The 21377-nt window shown below is 41.8% G+C and carries 17 protein-coding genes and 1 pseudogene; 12 read left to right on the forward strand and 6 right to left on the reverse strand.

Going from position 1 to position 21377, the window contains the following annotated elements; genetic code table 11:
* Nucleotides 1-8: 8 nt before the first annotated feature.
* Both AC59JO_RS18465 and AC59JO_RS18470 read left to right on the forward strand, forming a co-directional pair.
* On the forward strand, nucleotides 9-830 hold the full coding sequence (locus AC59JO_RS18465) for a DUF4097 family beta strand repeat-containing protein (protein WP_413667361.1): 822 nt from the start codon (nucleotides 9-11) through the stop codon (nucleotides 828-830).
* A 474-nt stretch (nucleotides 831-1304) separates the two neighbouring features.
* On the forward strand, nucleotides 1305-1724 hold the full coding sequence (locus AC59JO_RS18470) for an RNA recognition motif domain-containing protein (protein WP_413667362.1): 420 nt from the start codon (nucleotides 1305-1307) through the stop codon (nucleotides 1722-1724).
* Between the two features lie 9 nt (nucleotides 1725-1733).
* Here AC59JO_RS18470 and AC59JO_RS18475 read toward each other — a convergent pair whose 3' ends face one another.
* On the reverse strand, nucleotides 1734-3077 hold the full coding sequence (locus AC59JO_RS18475; protein ID WP_497307047.1) for an FAD-binding protein: 1344 nt from the start codon (nucleotides 3075-3077) through the stop codon (nucleotides 1734-1736).
* Nucleotides 3078-3330: 253 nt separating this feature from the next.
* Between AC59JO_RS18475 and AC59JO_RS18480 the strand changes: the two genes are divergently transcribed.
* The 5 genes from AC59JO_RS18480 (at nucleotide 3331) to ligD (ending at nucleotide 9392) form a co-directional block, all read left to right on the forward strand.
* On the forward strand, nucleotides 3331-3975 hold the full coding sequence (locus AC59JO_RS18480; RefSeq protein WP_497307049.1) for a carbohydrate-binding family 9-like protein: 645 nt from the start codon (nucleotides 3331-3333) through the stop codon (nucleotides 3973-3975).
* A 31-nt stretch (nucleotides 3976-4006) separates the two neighbouring features.
* Nucleotides 4007-5299 (forward strand): sugar MFS transporter, encoded by a 1293-nt coding sequence (locus tag AC59JO_RS18485; RefSeq protein WP_497307051.1) that lies wholly within the window; start codon nucleotides 4007-4009, stop codon nucleotides 5297-5299.
* Nucleotides 5300-5627: 328 nt separating this feature from the next.
* Nucleotides 5628-5918 carry a hypothetical protein gene (locus tag AC59JO_RS18490; protein ID WP_091211483.1) on the forward strand — a complete coding sequence of 97 codons (291 nt, stop codon included), beginning with the start codon at nucleotides 5628-5630 and terminating at the stop codon, nucleotides 5916-5918.
* Nucleotides 5919-6476: 558 nt separating this feature from the next.
* Nucleotides 6477-6653, forward strand: a complete 177-nt coding sequence (locus tag AC59JO_RS18495; protein WP_413667366.1) for a DUF3606 domain-containing protein — start codon at nucleotides 6477-6479, stop codon at nucleotides 6651-6653.
* A 12-nt stretch (nucleotides 6654-6665) separates the two neighbouring features.
* Nucleotides 6666-9392 carry a DNA ligase D gene (ligD, locus tag AC59JO_RS18500; RefSeq protein WP_497307053.1) on the forward strand — a complete coding sequence of 909 codons (2727 nt, stop codon included), beginning with the start codon at nucleotides 6666-6668 and terminating at the stop codon, nucleotides 9390-9392.
* Between the two features lie 161 nt (nucleotides 9393-9553).
* On the opposite strand, the gene AC59JO_RS18505 is transcribed toward ligD, so the two are convergent.
* The 3 genes and pseudogenes from AC59JO_RS18505 to AC59JO_RS18515 form a co-directional block, all read right to left on the reverse strand.
* The gene (locus tag AC59JO_RS18505; protein WP_497307055.1) at nucleotides 9554-10060 is read right to left on the reverse strand and encodes a hypothetical protein; all 507 of its coding nucleotides are present in this window, start codon (nucleotides 10058-10060) and stop codon (nucleotides 9554-9556) included.
* Nucleotides 10061-10367: 307 nt separating this feature from the next.
* Complete coding sequence (locus AC59JO_RS18510; protein ID WP_497307057.1) at nucleotides 10368-10682, reverse strand: hypothetical protein; 315 nt, start codon at nucleotides 10680-10682, stop codon at nucleotides 10368-10370.
* A 99-nt stretch (nucleotides 10683-10781) separates the two neighbouring features.
* A pseudogene (locus tag AC59JO_RS18515) lies at nucleotides 10782-10850 on the reverse strand (hypothetical protein); the annotation flags it as partial.
* A 226-nt stretch (nucleotides 10851-11076) separates the two neighbouring features.
* On the opposite strand from AC59JO_RS18515, the gene msrA reads away from it, so the two are divergent.
* The 3 genes from msrA (at nucleotide 11077) to AC59JO_RS18530 (ending at nucleotide 13570) form a co-directional block, all read left to right on the forward strand.
* Nucleotides 11077-11685 carry a peptide-methionine (S)-S-oxide reductase MsrA gene (msrA, locus tag AC59JO_RS18520; protein ID WP_413667371.1) on the forward strand — a complete coding sequence of 203 codons (609 nt, stop codon included), beginning with the start codon at nucleotides 11077-11079 and terminating at the stop codon, nucleotides 11683-11685.
* Nucleotides 11685-12203: a peptide-methionine (R)-S-oxide reductase MsrB gene (msrB, locus tag AC59JO_RS18525; protein WP_497307059.1), complete on the forward strand. Its 519-nt coding sequence runs from the start codon at nucleotides 11685-11687 to the stop codon at nucleotides 12201-12203. The genes msrA and msrB overlap by 1 nt, the downstream gene beginning before the upstream one ends.
* Nucleotides 12204-12538: 335 nt before the next feature.
* Nucleotides 12539-13570 (forward strand): class I fructose-bisphosphate aldolase, encoded by a 1032-nt coding sequence (locus tag AC59JO_RS18530; RefSeq protein WP_413667373.1) that lies wholly within the window; start codon nucleotides 12539-12541, stop codon nucleotides 13568-13570.
* 47 nt (nucleotides 13571-13617) lie between these two features.
* Here AC59JO_RS18530 and AC59JO_RS18535 read toward each other — a convergent pair whose 3' ends face one another.
* Nucleotides 13618-14715 carry an alginate lyase family protein gene (locus AC59JO_RS18535; protein WP_497307061.1) on the reverse strand — a complete coding sequence of 366 codons (1098 nt, stop codon included), beginning with the start codon at nucleotides 14713-14715 and terminating at the stop codon, nucleotides 13618-13620.
* Between the two features lie 7 nt (nucleotides 14716-14722).
* Complete coding sequence (locus AC59JO_RS18540; RefSeq protein ID WP_497307063.1) at nucleotides 14723-16285, reverse strand: M20/M25/M40 family metallo-hydrolase; 1563 nt, start codon at nucleotides 16283-16285, stop codon at nucleotides 14723-14725.
* A 207-nt stretch (nucleotides 16286-16492) separates the two neighbouring features.
* Here AC59JO_RS18540 and AC59JO_RS18545 point away from each other — a divergent pair, with 207 nt between their 5' ends.
* Both AC59JO_RS18545 and AC59JO_RS18550 read left to right on the forward strand, forming a co-directional pair.
* Nucleotides 16493-17779: an esterase-like activity of phytase family protein gene (locus AC59JO_RS18545; protein ID WP_497307065.1), complete on the forward strand. Its 1287-nt coding sequence runs from the start codon at nucleotides 16493-16495 to the stop codon at nucleotides 17777-17779.
* A gap of 416 nt (nucleotides 17780-18195) precedes the next feature.
* Nucleotides 18196-21375 (forward strand): SusC/RagA family TonB-linked outer membrane protein, encoded by a 3180-nt coding sequence (locus AC59JO_RS18550; protein WP_497307067.1) that lies wholly within the window; start codon nucleotides 18196-18198, stop codon nucleotides 21373-21375.
* The last annotated feature ends 2 nt before the right edge of the window (nucleotides 21376-21377 follow it).

The raw sequence follows: 21377 nt of genomic DNA on the forward strand, positions 1-21377 counted from the left end.
ATAAAAACATGAAAACGATAAGATTTACAGGAATATTGATGCTAACTGTGCTGCTGAGCGCGAGGCTTTGGGCACAGGAAGATAAAGGGCAGCTGGTTGTGCCTTTGAGCGAGCCGGGGAAACCTTATAAGCTGGATATAAGCTTGGTTAATGGTTCCATAACAGTGACCGGCTATGAGGGTAAAGATATTATTATTGATGCACAGGGTGAAGAAAGAAAGCATCGTGAAAGAGAAGCAGCTCCCGGAGGAATGAAGCGTTTATTTGCCGGGAATAATTTAGATGTGCAGGCACAGGAAAATAATAATCAGGTAAATATTCATGGCAGCCCCAATAAAACTACTAATTTGACTATTAAAGTCCCCATGAATAGTACCAGTGTAAAGCTGTCGACCGTAAATAATGGTAATATCAATGCTACCAATCTAAACGGTGATCTGGAAATCAGGAATGTTAACGGTTATATTAAACTGAACAATATTTCAGGGTCTGTTGTAGCCAACACGGTTAATGGCAATGTGGAAGTTACCTTTAAAAGCATTGATGCAAAAGCCGCTATGGCCTTTTCAACACTTAACGGCAAAGTCGATGTTACGTTCCCGGCAAGTCTTAAGGCTAATGTGAAGTTAAAATCAGACCAGGGTGATATTTTTACCGATTTTGATGTAGTTACTGAACAGCGCAAACCGGTTGTTACCAAAAATACAGGTGAAAAAGGAATGTACAGCCTGAAGATGGAGGATTGGGTTTACGGAAAAATAGCCGGCGGTGGCCCCGAATTATTGATGAAAACTACTTTTGGCAGTCTCTATATCCGCAAGGCAAAATAAAATTAGCAACATCAGTTAGTTATTGGGAAACTGTGGGGAATTTTGTCGGCAAATTTGGGCTGATGACCAACGATTCACGAATTTTAAGAACGTGGACAAGATAAAATCAAACCATCAGGTTGTAAATGACATTCTGCATACAATACTATGACCGGCCAGTTAATAATAACGATCTGTTGAGCGCAGATGTGCTGAAAAGAGGTCTTGTCTACTGGTAATATCTAAATTTTCGTTCATTAGTTCAAAAGCAAATGTTTGAATATGAGATGAAATGATAAAATGAAGAAATTAGCTCAGAATAGGTTCAATTCAGTACAGTTTAAGTATACAATTTGTGTAAAATTGGCGTTCCGTAAAAAAAACGGAATGCTTTTTTTATAAATAAGCACCCAACTGACCGTTGAGCAATAGGCTAAACCATTTTTGTGCATTATATTTGCTCACTGGTTACTTGTTGCAATTACAAAGTATAGTATGGTTAAACTTTTTATCGTGGGTTTTCCGCGAGACATGGAAGAAATTGAACTTGTTGAACTGTTCAGTGCTTATGGCACGGTAAGCACCGTGCGGATAATTACCGATAAAGACAGTGGCATAAGTAAAGGTTATGGTTTTTTAGAAATGACCGACGAAGCGGGAGCCCAGCGGGCAATTGACGCTATGAACGGTGCTACTATTGATGAACGTGAAATAAGCGTTAGGATAGCAGAGCAAAAACATCAGCCACAACAAAGGCAACAGCAATTTACCAAGCCTAATAAGCCAGGGTTTAATAAAGTAAAACCGCAGGGATACAACAAACCCCGCTTTCCGCGCGAAAATAACAATAGATTTGAACAGCAGGAAGCTGCGGCCCCGGTAAGAGCAAAACGTCCCCGCAGGCAGCAGCCATAAGCTTTAGTTTCAGGAATTATAAAGTTCGTTTGATAAAAACTGGTTCCGGAATTTCCCATGCGGGTCATATTCGGCTACCACAGCTTTAAAGGCATCCATTTTTTCGTAACGAGCTGCTAATGTTTTAGCTGGTATAGTGAAAATTTTGCCCCAGTGCGGTCTTGCTTTAAACGGCGAAAGTTCCCGTTCAATTTGGGGAAGTAATTTCAGTACGGCTTCTGTTTCTTGTTTCCAGGTAAAGTGGATAGCCACTGATTTTTGATTATGGGCAGGGCTCATCCAAAGATCATCGGCGGCAATAGTGCGGATCTCGGTGATGAAAAGGTGAGGGCCTATTTGCTTGCCCAATTTGGCTACCGCTTCAATAGCTTCAACTGCATGGTTAAACGGAATAAAAAACTCTGATTGCAGCTCTTTTCCGCTGCTTGGGGTAAAGCCCATTTTAAAATGTGGTAGGCGTTCATACCATGGTCCCGGAACCCCCATTTGCTCGGTACAGTTTTCGGCAGAGAGCCCTATAATCGGGTGCAGGTTTTTTGTAGCTGCTTTTGCCCCGTAAAATTCTTTCAGGTTTTCGTCTTTATCTGTACCTATCCGGCTTTTTATCCAAACCTCGTTAATATGGTCGCTTTGCCAGTCGGTAAACAAGCTTACGCTATATCCTGCCGAAACAATTTTTTCAAAATGCTGCTTTAGCTCACTCATGGGCAGGCCGGTAAAAACATGTTGTTTCATCATGTAAGTCGGCTGTATTTGCAATGTAACTTTGGTAATTATACCCAATGCTCCGAGCCCCACCGCGGCTGCGTTTAACTTAGCTGCATCTTTGTTTTTTGAAAGATGAACAATACTGCCATCGGCCTTAACAATCTCCAGGCCCACCACTGCACTAGAAAGATTGCCGTTTTTTACGCCCGAGCCATGTGTTGCAGTAGTAATTGACCCTGCTACTGATATATGCGGCAGCGACGCAAGGTTATGCAGGGCGAAGCCTTCTTTATGAAGATAAGGTGCAAGTTCTCCATATTTTATGCCGCCTTCTACAGTAACGGTGTGGTTTTGCCTGTCGATAGATACCACTTTGTTAAGATCGCGGGTTGAGAGCAGGTTGTCTTTACTATCGGCAATGTTATTGAAGCAATGTCGTGTACCCAGTGCCTTTATTTTATCGTGTTTTTTAATAAGCTGCTGTACTTCTTCAACCGATTTTGGGTAAAATACATTGTCCGTGCTGTAAGTTAAATTACCCGACCAGTTTTGCAGGCGAGGTTGTTGCGCGAATGATTCAAGAGATGATAATAGGGGAGATGCCATTAAGGTAGTACTTAGTTGAATGAAAGTTTTTCTTTTCATAACAAATTGGTTAGTACAAGGTAGCTAATTATTAAGCAGAATTGAAAGAGAAATTGCAGGGCGCTTCGCAGGCAAGCGCAAGGATTAAAAAGTTTTTATATTTTTTTAATAAGTAAAAATAGATTTTTAAATAATTTATAAACTTTTTGTTTATTTTGGTAAAATAATTAACGTTTACCTGTTAATTCGGTGTTAGCTTTTGGCTAAAGGTGAGTTTTTGGTAAATTGAAACTGAAATATTTATAAAATAGCTGTGAAGGAAGTTTGCGTCCCGTTTATTCCGGGTAATTACAATGAAAATAACCTCGACGAGTTGTCCGCTTTACTCAGCCGGGAGCAAAAGCACGGTATCGATAATCTTTTATGGACGGATGCCGGCTATTTTCCGTCGGTTAGTTTTTCAATAGCCCATGTTAATAACAGTATAGCGCTAAAATATTTTGTAAAGGAACAGCATACCCGGGCAACTTATACAGCCGTAAACGATCCTGTTTATAAAGATAGCTGCGTAGAGTTTTTTTTAGGTTTGGGTGATGATGGGAATTACTATAATATGGAGTTTAATGCCCTCGGAACAGCGTTGGTTGGCTTCGGTAAAGACCGTAACGGAAGGCTGGGTATACCTGATGATAAAGTGAGGGACATAAAGTCACTAAGCAATATCAATTGGGCGCAGGATGCAACAGGGCTTAACGCATGGGAGTTAACCTTATTGGTCCCTTTTTCCGTTTTTATTTATCATGATATTAAAACATTGGAAGGAATTACAAGCAAGGCAAACTTTTTTAAATGCGGCGATGAATTGCCCGAACCGCATTTTATAAGCTGGAATAATATCGATAGCCCCGTACCCGATTTTCACCTGTCTAAGTTTTTCGGTACGATAAAGTTCAATTAAATTAAAATATCTCTAATCAAAACAAACTAATATGGCCCAAACAGCAACAGTAATCGAATCGCCGGTAAAAAAATCAGCGATAAACCCGATTGTAATTATCGGTGCTTTATTCTTCATTTTTGGTTTTGTAACCTGGATGAATGGTACACTCATTCCTTATTTAAAAATAGCCTGTGAACTTAGTACCAAGGAAGCTTATTTTGTAACCACCGCTTTTTATATTGCTTACGTTGTAATGGGGATCCCCGCGGGCAAAACCATCAAAAAATTTGGTTTTAAAAACGGTATGGCCATAGGTCTGTTTGTAATGGCAATTGGGGCATTGATATTTATACCCGCCGCGATGACCCGTACTTACGGCATATTTTTGATTGGTTTGTTTGTTCAGGGTACAGGTTTAACGGTACTGCAAACAGCATCGAACCCATATATCACCATTTTAGGCCCTGCCGAAACTGCCGCGAGGCGGATCAGCATCATGGGGATCTGTAACAAAATTGCCGGTGCTTTAGCCCCGGTTATCCTGGGTACTGTCGTACTTGCCAATATTGATTCAATAACTGAAAAGCTTAAAACTTTAAGTGCCGGTGAAAAAGCGCTGGAACTTAACCAGCTGGCGTCAAGGGTAATATTGCCTTACGGTATTATGGTAGTTGTTTTAATTTTACTGGCTATCCTTATTTATTTTTCATCACTGCCGGAGATTAACACCGAGCATGAAGACGAAACCGTAGCTGCGGCAAACACTAATAAAACAAGTATTGTACAATTCCCGCATCTGATGCTTGGCGTGGCAACCTTGTTTGTTTATGTAGGGGCTGAGGTTATTGCAGGCGATTCAATTTCGCTTTATGGTACTTCGCAGCATATTCCGTTGTCAACAGCCAAATTTTTTACATCGTGTACTTTGATCTCGATGATAGTAGGTTATCTTGTTGGTGTTTTTTGTATCCCGAAACTGATAACACAACAAAAGGCATTGGTAGCCTCGGCAATTTTGGGTATCCTTTTAACACTGGCAACCTTGCTTACCCATGGTTATGCATCGGTATTCTGTATTGCATTGCTTGGTTTAGCCAACTCGTTAATGTGGCCGGCAATATGGCCGCTTGCATTAGCTGGTTTGGGCAGGTTTACCAAAATAGCATCATCATTGTTAGTTATGGGTATTGCCGGTGGTGCAGTTTTACCTCCGCTGTACGGCTATTTTTCAGAGAAGTTTTCGGCGCAGTCAGCGTATATCATGCTTATCCCTATTTACCTATTCATTTTATATTATTCAACCATAGGGCATAAGGCCGGCAGAAGTAACGTAAAAGCTTAATCAGAATAATTTTATCTTCTATAACCAAACCGGGTATCATCAGTTCTCAAGCTGTTGCTATCTGGTTTTGTTGTATAACAGTGTTATGTGCTTGATATATAGTTGATTGTGTTTTGGCTATATATCGTTATGTGTTTGGTTTTTTTGCGAAATATAGCTATTGAATTTTAATTAAATTTACTTAACTTTCTGTTTGTTAGTGTGTTGTGTGTTTGGTTCGATTGTTGGCCAAAAACGGATAAAATGAACAACATTTGCCGGAATATTAGTTCATAACTTTTGATGAACTATGCCAGGAAACAGGGGTAATCAATTAAAAATCAGCGCTATGAAAAATGTAAAAACCTGCAAAAAGCTTAATCGAACTTTAACCAAATGGGTTATAGATCTGCATGGCAAAGGTTATATCAATGATTTTTCGCAAATAAACAATCAAAGGTTACGTTGTGTTCAAAACTGCGAGGATTTTTCGATTACCGACCTCAACATCAATGTTATTGATGAAGCTTTTGACCAGTTAACCCAAACATATAAGTATATCCATACCATCGAAACAATGGATGGTGACAAAGGACTACTTGTTGTTGAAGCTTTATGTACGCCGCCACTCGTAAATTGATCAGGGCATAATAATTATTGAATCCCTCTGTAATAGTATCAACAGCGAAGGGAGTAACATATCTTTATCTTATTTATCTAAAAGCCTGAAAATTGACACCCGATTTTCAGGCTTTGTTGTTTGGTGTTGCCTTGGCTGTGATGGAAAAATTCATTATGTCCCTTATAACAGGATTGGTTTTTTGCTACCAATAATCGTTAGTATAAGCGTAAATACCCGAAATATAGTGAGTTTTGATTTGATGATTTGATTTTAAACTGCTTATAATCAAATAGTTGAATTGATGGCATGTTCTGTGCATACGCCCTTATAACAAACCCAAATTAAAAACATGTAAAGAAACAACTATGGAAATGTGCATATTCTGGATAACCCGTTTTGTGTTGCTTGTTTGCCTTGCAGTGCTCGTTTATATGATCATGCCAAATTATACCGAACAAAGCGACGGTTGGGATTAGGTGCAATACCGATAAATTTTATTATAACAATTTATTAATTAATACTCAAACCTTTGTCAGGGAGTATCTGTTAATATTTTATTCAGTTATAAAACTAATCATGGACAACAGGAGTAAAGCAGGATGGCCCGACAACAGCCTCATTAATACCAGCGAAAATTATGAAGTTGAATATTGGGCAAACAAATTTGGTGTTCGCCCTGAGCGATTAAAAACAGCGGTGCGTGCCGTTGGAAATTCGGCGGCAGCAGTAGCCAAATATTTAAACAGCAAATAAAAAATCACCAATATGAGCCTGGAAAAGTATGTAGAGAAACGCGATTTCAGCAAAACCAAAGAGCCTAAAGCGGGCAGAAGCAAGGATAAGGATCACTTGATGTTCGTGATTCAGAAGCATGATGCTTCGCGTTTACATTATGATTTCAGGCTGGAGATGGATGGTGTGCTTAAAAGCTGGGCTATTCCCAAAGGGCCTTCAACCGATCCTAAAGTAAAGCGCCTCGCCATGATGGTTGAAGATCACCCTTTTGACTATCGGAATTTTGAAGGCATTATCCCCAAAGGCGAATATGGTGGTGGTACTGTTATTGTTTGGGACGAAGGTACCTATGAGCCAATTGAAGAGATCAAAGGGAAAAAAGCCCAGGAAAAATACCTGCTTAAACAACTCGAAGCCGGTTCGGTAAAGATCAAACTTCACGGAGAAAAGCTGGAAGGCGAATTTGCACTGGTTAAAACCCATGGCATGGGCGAAAATGGCTGGTTGCTGATTAAGCATAACGATAAGTTTGCTTCAGTTAAGGATGTTACCAAAAAGGATAAATCCATTCTATCAGGCAAAAGCATCGAAAGTATGGAGAAAGCCAGCGAAAAGGTTTGGCGGCACGGACATGAAGAAGATTTAGAAAAACCTAAAAAGGAAAGTAAAGAAAAAGTCCTGAACAAACCGGTAGAAGAACTGGAGAGCAAAGTTGATACCAATGAAGCGGAGGAATTTGATGTTGAAGCTTTACTAAAAAAAGTTCCCAAATCAAAAGCACCAACCAATATAAAGCCGATGAAGGCTACTTTGGTTGATGAGCCTTTTGATGATCCCGACTGGCTTTACGAGGTTAAATGGGATGGTTACAGGGCTATTGCAGTGATCGACAAAAAGGGAGCGGAGCTTATCTCCCGTAATAATCTGCCTTTCGACAAATATTATCCGATCAATAAATTATTGAAAGACTGGCAGACCAATGCGGTAATTGATGGCGAGATCCTGGTATTGAACGATAAAGGAATCTCCGACTTTGGAGCCCTGCAAAACTGGCGAAGCGAGGCTGATGGCAATTTGGTTTATTACGTGTTCGATATCCTTTGGTATGAAGGTAAAAACCTGATGGATTTACCCCTTAAACAGCGCCAGGCCATATTGACATCCATCCTCCCCACAAATGACGATCGTATCCGGCAAAGTAAGGTTTTTGATACCGGCGGCATCGAGTTTTTTAATGCTGCTGAACGCATAGGCTTAGAGGGTATCATCGCCAAAAAAGCAAGCAGTGTTTATACTTCTGATCTCCGCTCAAAGGAGTGGCTTAAAATAAAGGTGCACCGCAGGCAGGAAGTGATCATTGCGGGGTTTACCAAAAACGCAGGTACTTCCAAATCGTTTAGTGCTTTGGTGGTTGCTTTATATGATGATAAAGGCGAGCTACAGTACGCCGGCAAAGTGGGCACCGGTTTTTCTGATAAACTGCAAAAAGAAATGATGGAGCAGTTTAAGCCCATTATCATAAATAAAAGCCCGTTTGAGGTGGAGCCGGATGTGGATAAGCCATCGCGGTTCAGGCCGCAGCGTTTGGGCGCAAAGCCAACCTGGCTTAAACCCGAACTGGTTTGTGAAGTTGCCTTTGCAGAAGTAACGGGGGACGGCGTGTTCCGGCAAGCTTCTTTTAAAGGGATGCGTACTGATAAGAAAGCAAAAGATGTAGTCTTGGAAACTCCTAAACATACTGATGAAACGGTAGCAGAAGCCGAAAGTGCAGATATTGATAAACATGCCAAAGCCATTAAACCCGTGAAAGATACCGGTCGTAAAACCCTGCTTAACCCTAAAGATGAAACCCAGGTGCGTGAAATTTGCGGACATGAACTCAAGTTTACCCACCTGAGTAAAATTTACTGGCCCGAAGATGGTGTAACCAAGCGGGATATGTTCAACTATTATTACCAGGTTGCAGATTATATTTTACCATACTTAAAAGACAGGCCAATGTCGCTCAACAGGTTTCCTAATGGGATACATGGCCCATCCTTTTATCAAAAGGATGTGAAAGGCAAAGCCCCGGACTGGGTCACCAAAACTTTTCCGTATACCAATGGGGAAGGGGAGCATAAGGAATATTTGGTAGGCTCTGATGAATCATATTTACTTTGGATGGCCTCATTAGGATGCATTGAAATGAACCCCTGGTTTAGCCGGGTGAAATCGCCGGATAACCCGGATTATTGCGTGATAGACCTCGATCCTGATAAAAATACCTTCGACCAGGTTATTGAAGCCGCTTTGGAGGTGAAAAAAGTATTGGACGTAGTGGATGTACCGTCATGCTGCAAAACGTCGGGCTCAACAGGGATGCATATTTATATCCCGCTGGGTGCTAAGTATGATTATGATCAGTCGCAGCTATTCGCACGGCTTGTTGTAGATATTGTGCATAAACAAATTCCGGGTTATACCAGTCTGGAACGCATGGTAGCAAACCGGAAAGGTAAAATGTACCTCGATTTTCTGCAGAACCGCCCGGGGGCTACCATTGCCGGTCCGTATTCATTGCGGCCTAAACCGGGCGCTACTGTTTCTATGCCCTTACATTGGGACGAGGTTAAACCTGGACTTACCATGAAAGATTTTACCATTTTCAATTCGATAGACCGCCTTAAGGAAACCGGCGATCTTTTTAAAGGTGTACTGGCAAAAGGTATCGACCTGGAGAAAACGATTAAAAAGGCGAAGAGTGTGTTTGAATAAGATCAAGATAGCAAGTATAAAATATGTCATTGCGAGCGAAGCGTGGCAACCGCATGCTCTACAGAGCGGCTGTGCTTCCGTGCGATTGCTTCGTCGTACCTCCTCGCAATGACATATTTTGCTTTCCGATAACGTATTATTAATATACTTATAACTTTTTACTAAGCCACAGCCGCCGACAGGATAATACCATTGTGCGCATTTTCTACGCCATTTGCATAACCATTACTGTCGATAAACATCTTTTCATTTTCGATGAGGAAATGTGCCCCGCCAACAAAGAAATTCCCTTTAATGGTGACCACATGATCAGGGTGCTGCGCGTGAATTTCATTCAGCACATGGCTTGAAAGTCCATGATATTCATGCGGGTCGAACTGGTAAACATCCAGCACCGGCTCGGCATGGCCGGGTTGAAATACTTTGATGCGGCCGCTGGTTACATTAAGCTGCACGTTAGCATTGTTTTCGTTGTTGTTAGCGCTTATCCTGATGACTTCGCCGTTTGGCGCGTTAATGTTGGCATCAATGGTAAGCAACTTGCCTTTTTGGTTGTCATAAAATGACAGGATCCTCAAAAACTCAATATTACTAAGCCCATCGCTGTAAGTGAGCGTGTTTCTTTCACTTAAAAAAATGGTAGTCCCAAAAATGAATGCATGTTTCATAACGGAAATTTTTAATTGGTTAATTGATAATAATAAAATTACCAAAAAAGCAAAATGTTTTAAAATTCCGTTATTCTTTCCTCGGTGAATGCAGGATGCAATCACAAAACTTTTTCCGGTGAAAATTAGGGATCATGTAGGCACAAACATCAGCCTTGATATTTCCAAAAGATATAGTTATAAGTAGCCCTGTGCACCCGTTGATCACCAAAATGATGTTCTTCCCAGTTTTCAACAGAGAAGGAATCCTTAAATATCCCGGTTGGCAATGATATTCAAATGCTCAGGCTTTTTTATGAGGTCACTATTACAAATTGCTCAACTTAAAATAGCCAAGGGTGATCTTATCTTCCGGAAGATCGGCATTTGGAATAAGCTCGATCTGGTATTTTTCTTTTTGAACTGGATTTAAAATATCCTCTACTTTATAAATATCGTCAACGTCAACGCCGTATTTATCATCAATGTGCGAGTTAGCCCCGTTAAAATGATTATGCTTAAAGAAAAATGTTTCTTTGGCGTTTTTTGTGGCCGATGCAAAATCGTTCTGAACGGTGAGCACAATGTAGTGCCGCTCTTCAAACTTATTGGGTTGATATCCGCCAAGGTTGATGAAAAACAATTTATTATCCTGAGGGATGTTGTTACCACGCGGGGTGATCTTAACAGCATATCCATCAACCGCATTTACTTCCCGCCAGGCATCGATATGGATTTTTTCGGGCTCTGGCCAAAAGGCCTGGATCTCAGGTACTAAATCACCAAGCGATGGCGCGCTATTCCAAAGAATACGTCATGTTGTTCTACGTGCCTTCCCGGTGGTTTACAGCCCAGCATCAGCATAAAAAGTTTAAGGTTTTCCATGGTTTAAAGTTAACATAAGCATGGCGGGCAATGTAACGAGTTTGTCAAACAACTATCACAAAGTGTTAAAGTGGTAACTTTGTTCAACGCTACCAATGTTTTTTACGTTAGTTGCTGTAGATACGCATCGTATTAAAACCTATTTGATATACATGAAAAAAGTAATTTGTTCAGTAGCCGTGTTATTAACGGCATGTTTCTCTGTTTTTGCGTCGGTTCCTAAAAAAGGTTTGGATACGGCCACTTTTGCCACAGGCTGCTTTTGGTGTACCGAAGCCAAGTTTCAGCAATTGAAAGGGGTTGAAAAAGTGATCTCCGGATTTTCCGGCGGGCATGTGGCCAATCCATCTTATGAGCTGGTTTGCACCGGTACAACCGGCCATGCCGAAGCTTGTAATATTATCTACGATCCCTCAAAGATCACTTATGATGAACTGCTCGCCGCGTTTTTTGTAGCCCATGACCCAACACAACTAAACAGGCAGGGAAATGATGTGGGTACACAATACCGCTCTGCTATATTTTATCATAATGCCCTGCAAAAGCAAAAGGCCCAATATTACATCACTAAACTGAACGCCGAAAAAGCTTATAAAGATCCAATAGTAACGCAAGTGGTGCCATACAAAGCTTTTTACAAGGCTGAAGACTATCACCAGAACTATTTTAACCAGAACGGCAGCCAGCCTTACTGTAAATATGTGATCCAGCCCGAGTTGGAAAAATTTAAAAAGGTGTTTAAAGATAAACTGAAGCAATAATGAAAGCGGTATATATTATAGCAGCCTTGTTCTGTTACGCTACAGGAGTATTTGCACAGCAGCCCAAAACAATAAAAGGGCACGAGAACAATCCATATTATTCTAACACTGACACCAAACATTTAAACGTGTCAAATGCTGAATGGAAGAAGATCCTGCCGCCTGCTTTATACGCCACAGCAAGGGAGCAGGAAACAGAACGGGCATTTACCGGCAAATACTGGAATAAGGATACCAAGGGAACCTATTATTGCGCGGTATGCGGTAACAAGCTTTTCCGCTCGGATGCCAAATTTGCAAGTGATTGCGGCTGGCCAAGTTTTTATGAGCCGGTACGCAAAAACAGCGTGATCTACAAAGAAGATAATTCATATGGTATGCAGCGCACCGAGGTACTTTGTGCCCGTTGTGATTCGCACCTGGGACATATATTTGATGACGGTCCACCGCCAACCTATAAAAGGTTTTGTATGAACTCTGTATCGCTTGATTTTGTGCCGGAGGGGTTTGGGTTGTAGCCTGATAATATCGGCTAACTGAAGGGGAAATTATGTCATTGCCGTCGACTTTAGTCGACGGTTAAAGAAACTAAATAAAGGGCTTTAGCCCAAATGCCGCATGCATTTGGGCTAAAGCCCTTTGCTTTTAAGCACTATCCCGTTGACTAAAGTCAACGACAATGAATTATTTTACGGGATACCCGAGATCGGCTTTTTTACCGGTATTTCGAAGTTTTGTTACATCAATTCACCAGTTAAAGTCATCTATACGTAAACCTGCAATATTCCCTGCACTGCTTAAAACAAGTATGAATTAACTTGTGTTTATCCACCAATAATCAAGCAAATTACTTATGGAACTGCAAAGCCTGAAAGATATCGCAAAACAGCTGATGGCCGGGAATAAAGGCCTTTTAGCCATGGACGAAAGTACCGCCACCTGCAACAAACGATTTAAAGCGCTCAATATTCCGCAAACGGAAGAATATCGCCGTAAATACCGCGACCTGATCGTGAACACGCCGAGACTGGAGGAAGCTATAAGCGGGGCCATTTTGTTTGATGAAACGATAAGGCAAAGTACTGCAGATGGTAAACTGTTTGTTGATATCCTGAAGGAAAAAGGAATTATTCCGGGTATTAAGGTAGATGAAAGCGCAAGGGACATGGATGGGTTCCCCGGCGAAAAAATAACTGAAGGATTGGACGGTTTGCCTGAACGCCTGGCCGAATATTATAAATTGGGTGCCCGCTTCGCCAAATGGCGTGCAGTGATTACCATAGGTGAAAACACGCCTACAAGCGGTAGTATCAAAGCCAATGCATTTTTGCTGGCCCGTTACGCGATCATTTGCCAGGAGGCAGGTATTGTGCCCATTGTAGAGCCTGAAGTTTTGATGGACGGTGATCATTCACTTCAAACCTGTGCCGATGTAACCAATGAGGTTTTGCATACGGTATTTAACCAGTTGTACCAGCAAAGGGTGAATTTTGAAGGAATGATACTGAAGCCCAATATGATTGTGCCCGGTATTAAAGCCCCACAGCAGGATAGCGCAGATGTGGTGGCCGACACTACCATCAACTGTTTTTTACGCTGTGTACCAGCCTCTGTACCCGGCATCGCGTTCCTTTCGGGCGGGCAATCTCCCGAACTGGCATCTGAGCGTTTAAACGCTATGCATGTACGTTTCAAAGATAAAATGCCCTGGGCTTTAACATTCTCGTATTCAAGAGCTGTACAGCAACCCGCGTTGGAAAAATGGGCAGGGAAGGATGAAAATATTGAAGAGGCGCAAAGGTTATTATATGAGCGTGCACATATCAATACCATAGCCCGCGATGGCAAATATACACCGGAGCTGGAAAAGCACCCGGTAGCATAAAACAAGAAAGCCGCCTTATTCGGGCGGCTTTCTTGTTTTATGTAGGTTTATAATCCTTTAACTTTGTAATGGGTATAAGTAGTAAAACCTAAAAATGTATTATCAATAGGGACGCCAAGCGGAGCCTGTAATTTTCTCAAATACTTTAGGTTATCGGTATTGTAGTGTCCATAGGCAACTTCGACTCCGGGAAAAATGCGGCTGTTTAAATCGCAGTAATCACAGCCCGTTTTTTGCTCGTAAGCTTTCCGCATAAAATCATAGCCAAGGCTGATATTTTTATTGCTGATCTCCCATAAACTATTATCACCCTGTATTTTGGCAATGGCGGCAGCATAAGCATAGGCCGTTAGCGAGTATTGGTAATGAACACAATCTTTACGCACACAAAGCTCGGGTAGGGTGCCATGCGGTTGAATGACGTTTGGCAATTCTTTTACTAAAAGGTCATAGCCGGCACGATAAGCAGTATCGTTATTTAAAAATACGCCGATAGCCATTTTAGCATATCCTGCCGATGCATCCCAGTTATTTTTATAATCGGGGATCTTATTGATGTAATTATCCTTTACATCAACAAGGTACTTGCTGAACTGCTCAATGTCAGCAGTAGCCCATCCGGCAGATTTGCCCTTTACCTTATAATGCCTGATGATCTCCGCTGCAGCCACAAAGCTTGGCGTTGTCCATGAGGCTTCCAGATCGGGCTGGTTAGGATTGGTTTTTCCTGCCAGCAGGCCATAATCCTTAAAAGCGTAAGCCCATCCGTTCAGTAAGCCGATTGCCTTCTTAGCATAGTCTGCATTGCCGGTAGCAGCCCATGTCAATGCAAATGCGTAAACCAGTTCGCAATCCTTCCTGATCTGCGTTTTTGAAGGCGATGTTGCCCCGTTTGAACCAACTACGATGGTTGATGGAAACGAAGACGGGTATTCATGATCCTTAATAAAATCAAGCACTTTTTGATAGGCAGCGGTTCGCATAGTGTCACCTGCTTTTAGTTGGGCACTGATGAAATCCAAACTGGCCCTGGTATTTAAAATACCAGGGTGCACAAATTTGGTTTTATTGTTTTCCTGCGCTTTCAGACTGAAGCTAAAGAGCATCAGGAGGGATGCAAGCAAGGTTATTTTACAGTGTCTCATCTTCAGCCTACTTATCCAATCCGCCGCGGCGCGTAGCTTTAACCTGTGCAGGCCATTTAATGCCTTCGGTTTTGGTGTTAACGGTTTTTTGCGGGTCCTCGCTGGCCATATAAGCCATGATGGCAGCTAAAATGGCGTTGTTTTTCAGGTCATCAAAAACAACCTTATCATAAGTATCACGGTTGGTATGCCATGTGTATGATCCGTACGACCAGTTAAGTGAGCTTAATGAAAAGCCAGGTGCACCAACTGCTACAAACGATGCGAAGTCAGATCCGCCACCACCAGGTTGCCCCGGAAAGTTTGTTTTGATCCGGTTTTTGATGGTATCAGGTACAGCGGCAAGCCATCTGCTTAAATAATCCTTAGCTTCAACAAAGCCCTGGCCGGTAAGGTTCACTACGCGGCCTGTACCGTTATCCTGGTTAAACAATGCCTGCAGATTACTCACAATTTCGGGATGGTCCTCAACAAAAGCACGTGAGCCGTTCAGTCCTTCTTCTTCGCTGCCCCAGTGACCTACCAATATGGTACGTTTTGGATGCGGATAGAACTTTTTCAACAGGCGCATAGCCTCCATCATAGTCAGGGTGCCTGTGCCGTTATCGGTAGCGCCGGTGCCGCCATCCCATGAATCAAAGTGGGCGCTTAGCATTACATACTCATTAGGTTTTTCGGTTCCTTTAATCTCGGCAATGGTATTAAAGGTTGGCACTACGCCCAGTTCTTTTGATTCGCAATGGATACTGATCACAGGTTTGCTACCAGATTCGCTCAGGCGATATAGCATACCATAATCTTCCAGCGAAATATCAACCGTAGGTACAATTTTGGTATAGGCAGCGAAGATCTTATCAACCCCAAACCCTGCCGACCAGTTATTGGTCAGGATGCCTGCTGCGCCCGCGTTTTCTAAAGCTACAGGCAATGTTTTATTGGTAAAGCCTGTTTTGCTGATGCGTTTTTTCCATGCATCAGTTTGGGCCGTACGGTCAGCTTTCATCTTATCAAATGACTCTTTCAGGGCAAACTCCTGCCAGTTATAATCGGGCCTGCCCGTTGGCTGCAGCATGGAGATCATTACAAACTTACCTTTAACATTGGGCAGCCATTGCTGAAAGGCTACAGAATCGGCCACATCCGGCAGGATAATTACTTCGGCAGTGGTGGTTTTTTTGCCCATGCCCGGGCTCCAGGCCAGTTGCGTGCCTTCTAATGATTTTACCCTTGGCGATACCATATCAATATGCGAAATGCCGCGTTCCCATCCGCGCCATTCGCCCCATTTTTCGTTTTTTGCCTGAATGTCCCAACTTTTATATTTAGCTACCGCCCAGTCGTTAGCCTGTTTCATTTGCGGTGTGCCAACCAAGCGGGGGCCGATGCCGTCAAACAATTCGTGCGCCAGCTTTTCCAGCTGTGAGTTGCTGGTTTCCTCATTCATGATGCTGTTGATAACCGGATTTGTTGATTGTGCCGAAGCTATGCCGCTGCAAAGCAGCATACCAAGAACAAGAGGCTTTGTCTTGTTCCACAGGTTGTTGCAGGTATGATGGTAAATATGTTTCATAGTGCCTAAATTATGAAAAAGTAGTCGCGGTAATACGTTTTATCCAAATTGATATTGCCAGGTAACATAATTATTGCAAAACGTTAAGTTGTTAATAGATTAATATCGAACAGGGTTTGTGCTTTTAGATTAAATTATTGTTATTGAATTAACAATAGGTTTACACGTTGCGGGTTCTTTTGTAAAAGTTAATCAATCACAGATCAAATGAAAAAACAACTACTTGGCGTCATTGCCGTATCGGCGGTGATCCTTTCATCCTGTCATGACGATAATAAGGTCAATCCATTCAGCTATCCTGATATGGCCGAGGCTCAAAACCCGGCAGTGCTTTTCACTACAGCCGATGGCGTAAAGGTGTATAACGGTGGCTTTGGTTCGGCGGTTGTGGCTGATCCAAAACAGAAAGACGTATTTTATCTGCTTACTGACCGGGGTTCAAATGTTGCCGGTCAAACAGCAAATTCAATCATTATTGGTAAACCGGATTTTGATCCGCAGATAGGTAAATTCAGGCTCACAGAAGGTAAGCTCTTTTTAGAACAAACTATTGAACTTAAAAACGCCAACGGCGGCAAATTGAACGGGCTGCCAAATCCTGCAGGCATGGGGGCCTCCGGCGAAATTCCTTTTGACCTGAGTGGAAATCAACTGTCGCCAAGTGCCGATGGCATCGATTCGGAAGGTTTGGTTTTAGCAGCCGACGGTACTTTTTGGGTAAGCGATGAATACGGCCCGCATATAGTGCATTTTGATGTCAATGGCAAAACCATCGAGCGCATTAACCCTTACGGATCAGGAACCGGTGGCCGTAAAATCCCGGCTGTATTTGCTACCCGCAGGGCCAACCGCGGCATGGAAGGTTTGGCCATTACGCCTGATGGCAAAACACTGGTAGGCATGATGCAATCGCCAATGTACAACCCATCTAAAGCAAAAGTTGCTAACTCAACTGTATTACGCATCCTTACTTTTGATATTACTACGGGGGCCACAAAACAGTATGCTTACCTAATGGACAACACCTCGTTAACGGGAGTAAGTGATATAACTGCTGTTAGCGCAACCACGTTTTTAACCATTGAGCGCGATGGTAATTTTGGCGGCGCACCAACCAATCCGGCTACGTTCAAAAAGGTGTTTAAAATAGATCTTAGCAATGCAACAGATATTTCTGACCCGGCCAATGGAGCCAACGGTAAATTGTACGGCGGCAAAACTGTTGAAGAGCTTAATGATGCCGCCGGTTTGCAGGCAGCCGGTATTACCCCGGTTACCAAAACCCAGGTGCTTGATCTGTTAAAAGATTTGCCAACCGTTTATCCGCATGATAAAGCCGAAGGTTTGGCCTTGCTGCCCGGCAATATTCTGGCAATATCTAACGATGATGACTTCGGTGTTATTGATAATGGTAAAAATGGTTTTGCAGCTAAGATCTTACCAGCCACTAATTCGGTTGACAGGAACCGGATTTATTTTGTGAAGCTTAAATAGGGGGGTAAAAGTTAAAAAATGATTAATGCCTTTCGGTTAGCACCGGAAGGCATTTTTGTTTATACGACTTGCAGGGCGTTAGGGTAATGTTTTGAAATTAAAATGAATTTTACTGTTAAAATAACATTTATTCAATGATTTAATTTTAACATTGGTATATATTATTTTATCACGATGACGATAATATATTGCCTTTTAATTTTGTTTTTAATATTTAACTAATTGATAATTAGTTATTTGTAATTTTTAATTTCTATTTTTAACTTATGTTAAAATAATACAAAAAACCACTCATATCGTATTACAATCGATTGAGGCCTCTGGCTACATTTACTTAGCATATAATCTCTTTGGCAATAACTGTTAAAAAGTGATTATATGCTTCAAACCAATTTTAACAATTTAAAGTAAAATGTATGAGAGGAAAACTACGCATTAAAAAAGTTGTGGCCTTCATCTGCTTAAATTTATCGCTTGTGCTGATAAGTTTTTCAGGTTATGCTCAAAGCAAACAGGTAACCGGTAAAATTACCGGTTCCGATAACGGGCTCCCTTTACCCGGAGTTACTGTTAAGATAAAAGGCAGCACGCAAGCTGCCGGCTCTAAGCCCGACGGTACTTACTCAATAATGGCCGGAAGTAATGAAACGCTTGTTTTTAGCTTTGTTGGTTTCTTAAGCCAGGAAGTTGCCATTAACGGCAGGTCGGTTGTCAATGTATCATTAGTGCCCGACAATAAAACCCTTACAGAGGTTGTTGTTGTTGGTTATGGTACCACCAAACGTAAAGATTTAACTGGTTCGGTTAGTTCGGTTACTGCCGAGCAAATCGCTAAAGTGCCTGTTACTGCTTTGGATCAGGCTTTGCAAGGCCGTTCATCAGGTGTGCAGGTTACTAATAATGATGGTGCACCGGGTGGTGGCGTTAGCGTACAGATCAGGGGTATTGGTAGTTTAGGGAATAATGATCCGTTATATGTAGTGGACGGTTATCCTATTACCGGCGGCCTTAACAATATCAACCCAAATGATATTGCTTCAATGGATGTATTAAAAGATGCATCTGCTACAGCTATTTACGGTGTGAGGGCATCAAATGGTGTTGTTATCATCACAACCAAAAAAGGTAAAAAAGATGGCGTACAGGTATCATTAGATGCTTATGCCTCTCTTCAATCCGAGCCTAAAAAATATAAAGTGCTTAATGCACAGCAATGGGCTACATTGGCAAATGAAGTTCATGCTGCCGAAGGTTTTACCGAACTGCCTGAATGGAGCACTCCATCATCTTTGCACAATGTTGATTGGCAAAATGCGGTTTATCGTAAAGGCTTGAAACAAGATTATAACCTTGCTATCCGCGGTGGGAATGATAAAATCCAATCAGCTTTTTCTGCCGGCTATTATGATCAGAAGGGTATAGTACTTGGCTCATTCTTTAAAAGGATCAACCTTGGCATGAACATCGATTATAATATCGCCAATTGGTTAAAATCATCAACAAGCGCTAAATTCTCAAGGCAAAATACCAAAAATCCATTCGGAACAGGTTCATTAGCACAATTAAGCCAGCTGATCCCTACGCTTGATGGCGGTAATAAGCTTACCAATGAAATTAAAGATTCAAAAGGCAACTATGGTTTCTTTAACCCGGTAAATATTTATACTAAAAGCTGGAATAACCCTGTTTACTCTATCGAAACACAGGATATCAAAAATTTACAGAATTACTTTTTAGGTTCTACCTCCTTAGAGGCTACTTTATTTGAAGGCCTGAAAATCAAAAGTAATTTAGGTATCAATACCAGTGATTTTTCAGGTTATTATTTTCAGCCTGAAGATAACAGGTCAAGCGAGCAATACAATTTAGGTGGTGCAAACCAGCTAAGTGTTTATTCACAAAATGCAAGCAATACATTTGAATGGCTGTGGGAAAACACCATTTCGTACAGCAAAACATTTGGTCAGCATGCCATTGATTTTGTAGGTGGTGTATCTGAACAGGAAAATACCGGCAGACAAATAGGTGGCAGCGGTAATAACCTGCCAAGTAACTCCATCAGGGATTTAAGCCAGGTACAAAATCTTGTTGCTTATGGCGGTCAGCAAACCTACTCGCTGGCATCGCAGTTTGCAAGGTTAAACTACAAGTTTGCCGATAAATATTTGCTTACAGCTACTGTAAGGCGCGATGGTTCGTCTAAATTTTACACGGGGCATAAATACGGTACTTTTCCATCTGGTTCATTAGCCTGGAAAGCCAAAGAAGAATCGTTTTTAAAGAATGTTAACTGGCTGTCTGACTTGAAATTCCGTGGTAGCTACGGTACAGTTGGTAACCAGTCAAGCATTGGCCTTTTCCAATATCTGGCACGTTATACTTCGGGCGGCCCGGCTACTTCCGGTTCAAACGTTGGTTACCCTTTTGGCAAGATTTACCAGAGCGGTTTAGCACTTACCAATCTTGACAATGTTAACTTAAAATGGGAAACATCAAAGCAAACCGATATTGGTATGGATGTAGCTTTCCTGAATAACAGCTTAACTTTAACTGTTGATTATTATAAAAAAGATTCAAAAGATTTCTTATTAAACCTGCTTACTCCGGCCCAAACCGGTTTTACATCGGCAACACAAAACGCGGGCAGTATCAGTAATAAAGGTTTTGAGTTTGCTTTAAACTACAGGCATACCATCAGAGATTTTAACTATGGTTTAGGGTTAAACATTACCACTGTTAGCAATAAATTGGTGAGTATAAACAAAAACACTCAATTTATTACCAACCTGGTTAACCTGCCGCTGCCTGCTAACGGTTGGTCAACCTTTAGCGAAACAAATATAGGCCAGCCGGTAGGCGAGTTTTATGGCTACCAGTCATTGGGTATATTCCAAACACAGGTCGAAATTGATGCACTGAATGCTAAATCGCCTACGGGGCATTATCAGGTGGCTACTACACAGCCCGGCGACCGTAAGTTTAAAGATATCAATGGCGATGGCCAGATCACTGCCGATGACCGCACCAGTTTAGGAAGCCCGATCCCTAAATTTTATGGCGGCTTCAATATCGATCTGTCTTATAAATCCTTTGATTTCAATGCATTCTTCTACGGTAGCTATGGTAACAAAATTTTCAACTACCAGGAGCGTAACCTTGAAAGTTTCCAGGCACCTGGCTTTGTGGGCGTTGAAAACGTAAGTCAGCAATATTATGAAAACCGCTGGACACCAACCAACCCTTCAAACCGTTTTGCAAGGGCTACCTACAATGATGATGTTAGCGCTAATAACGTAGCCTCAAGTGTATACGTTGAAAATGGCAGTTACCTGCGTTTAAGGAACGTTACGTTTGGTTATACTTTACCTGCGGCACTTACCAAAAAGATGAGTGTTACCAAAATCAGGTTCTATATAGCAGCTCAGAACTTGTTCACGATCACCAAATACACTGGTCTTGATCCGGAAATCGGGCAGGCTACTGGTACCGATCCTATTACTGGTGCTACTATCACAAACCCAACCGGCTCGGGTATCGACTTAGGTACTTATCCGTCATCCAAATTTTACACCTTAGGTTTAAATGTAACTTTCTAACC

The sequence above is a fragment of the Mucilaginibacter sp. A5337 genome (assembly GCF_059690695.1).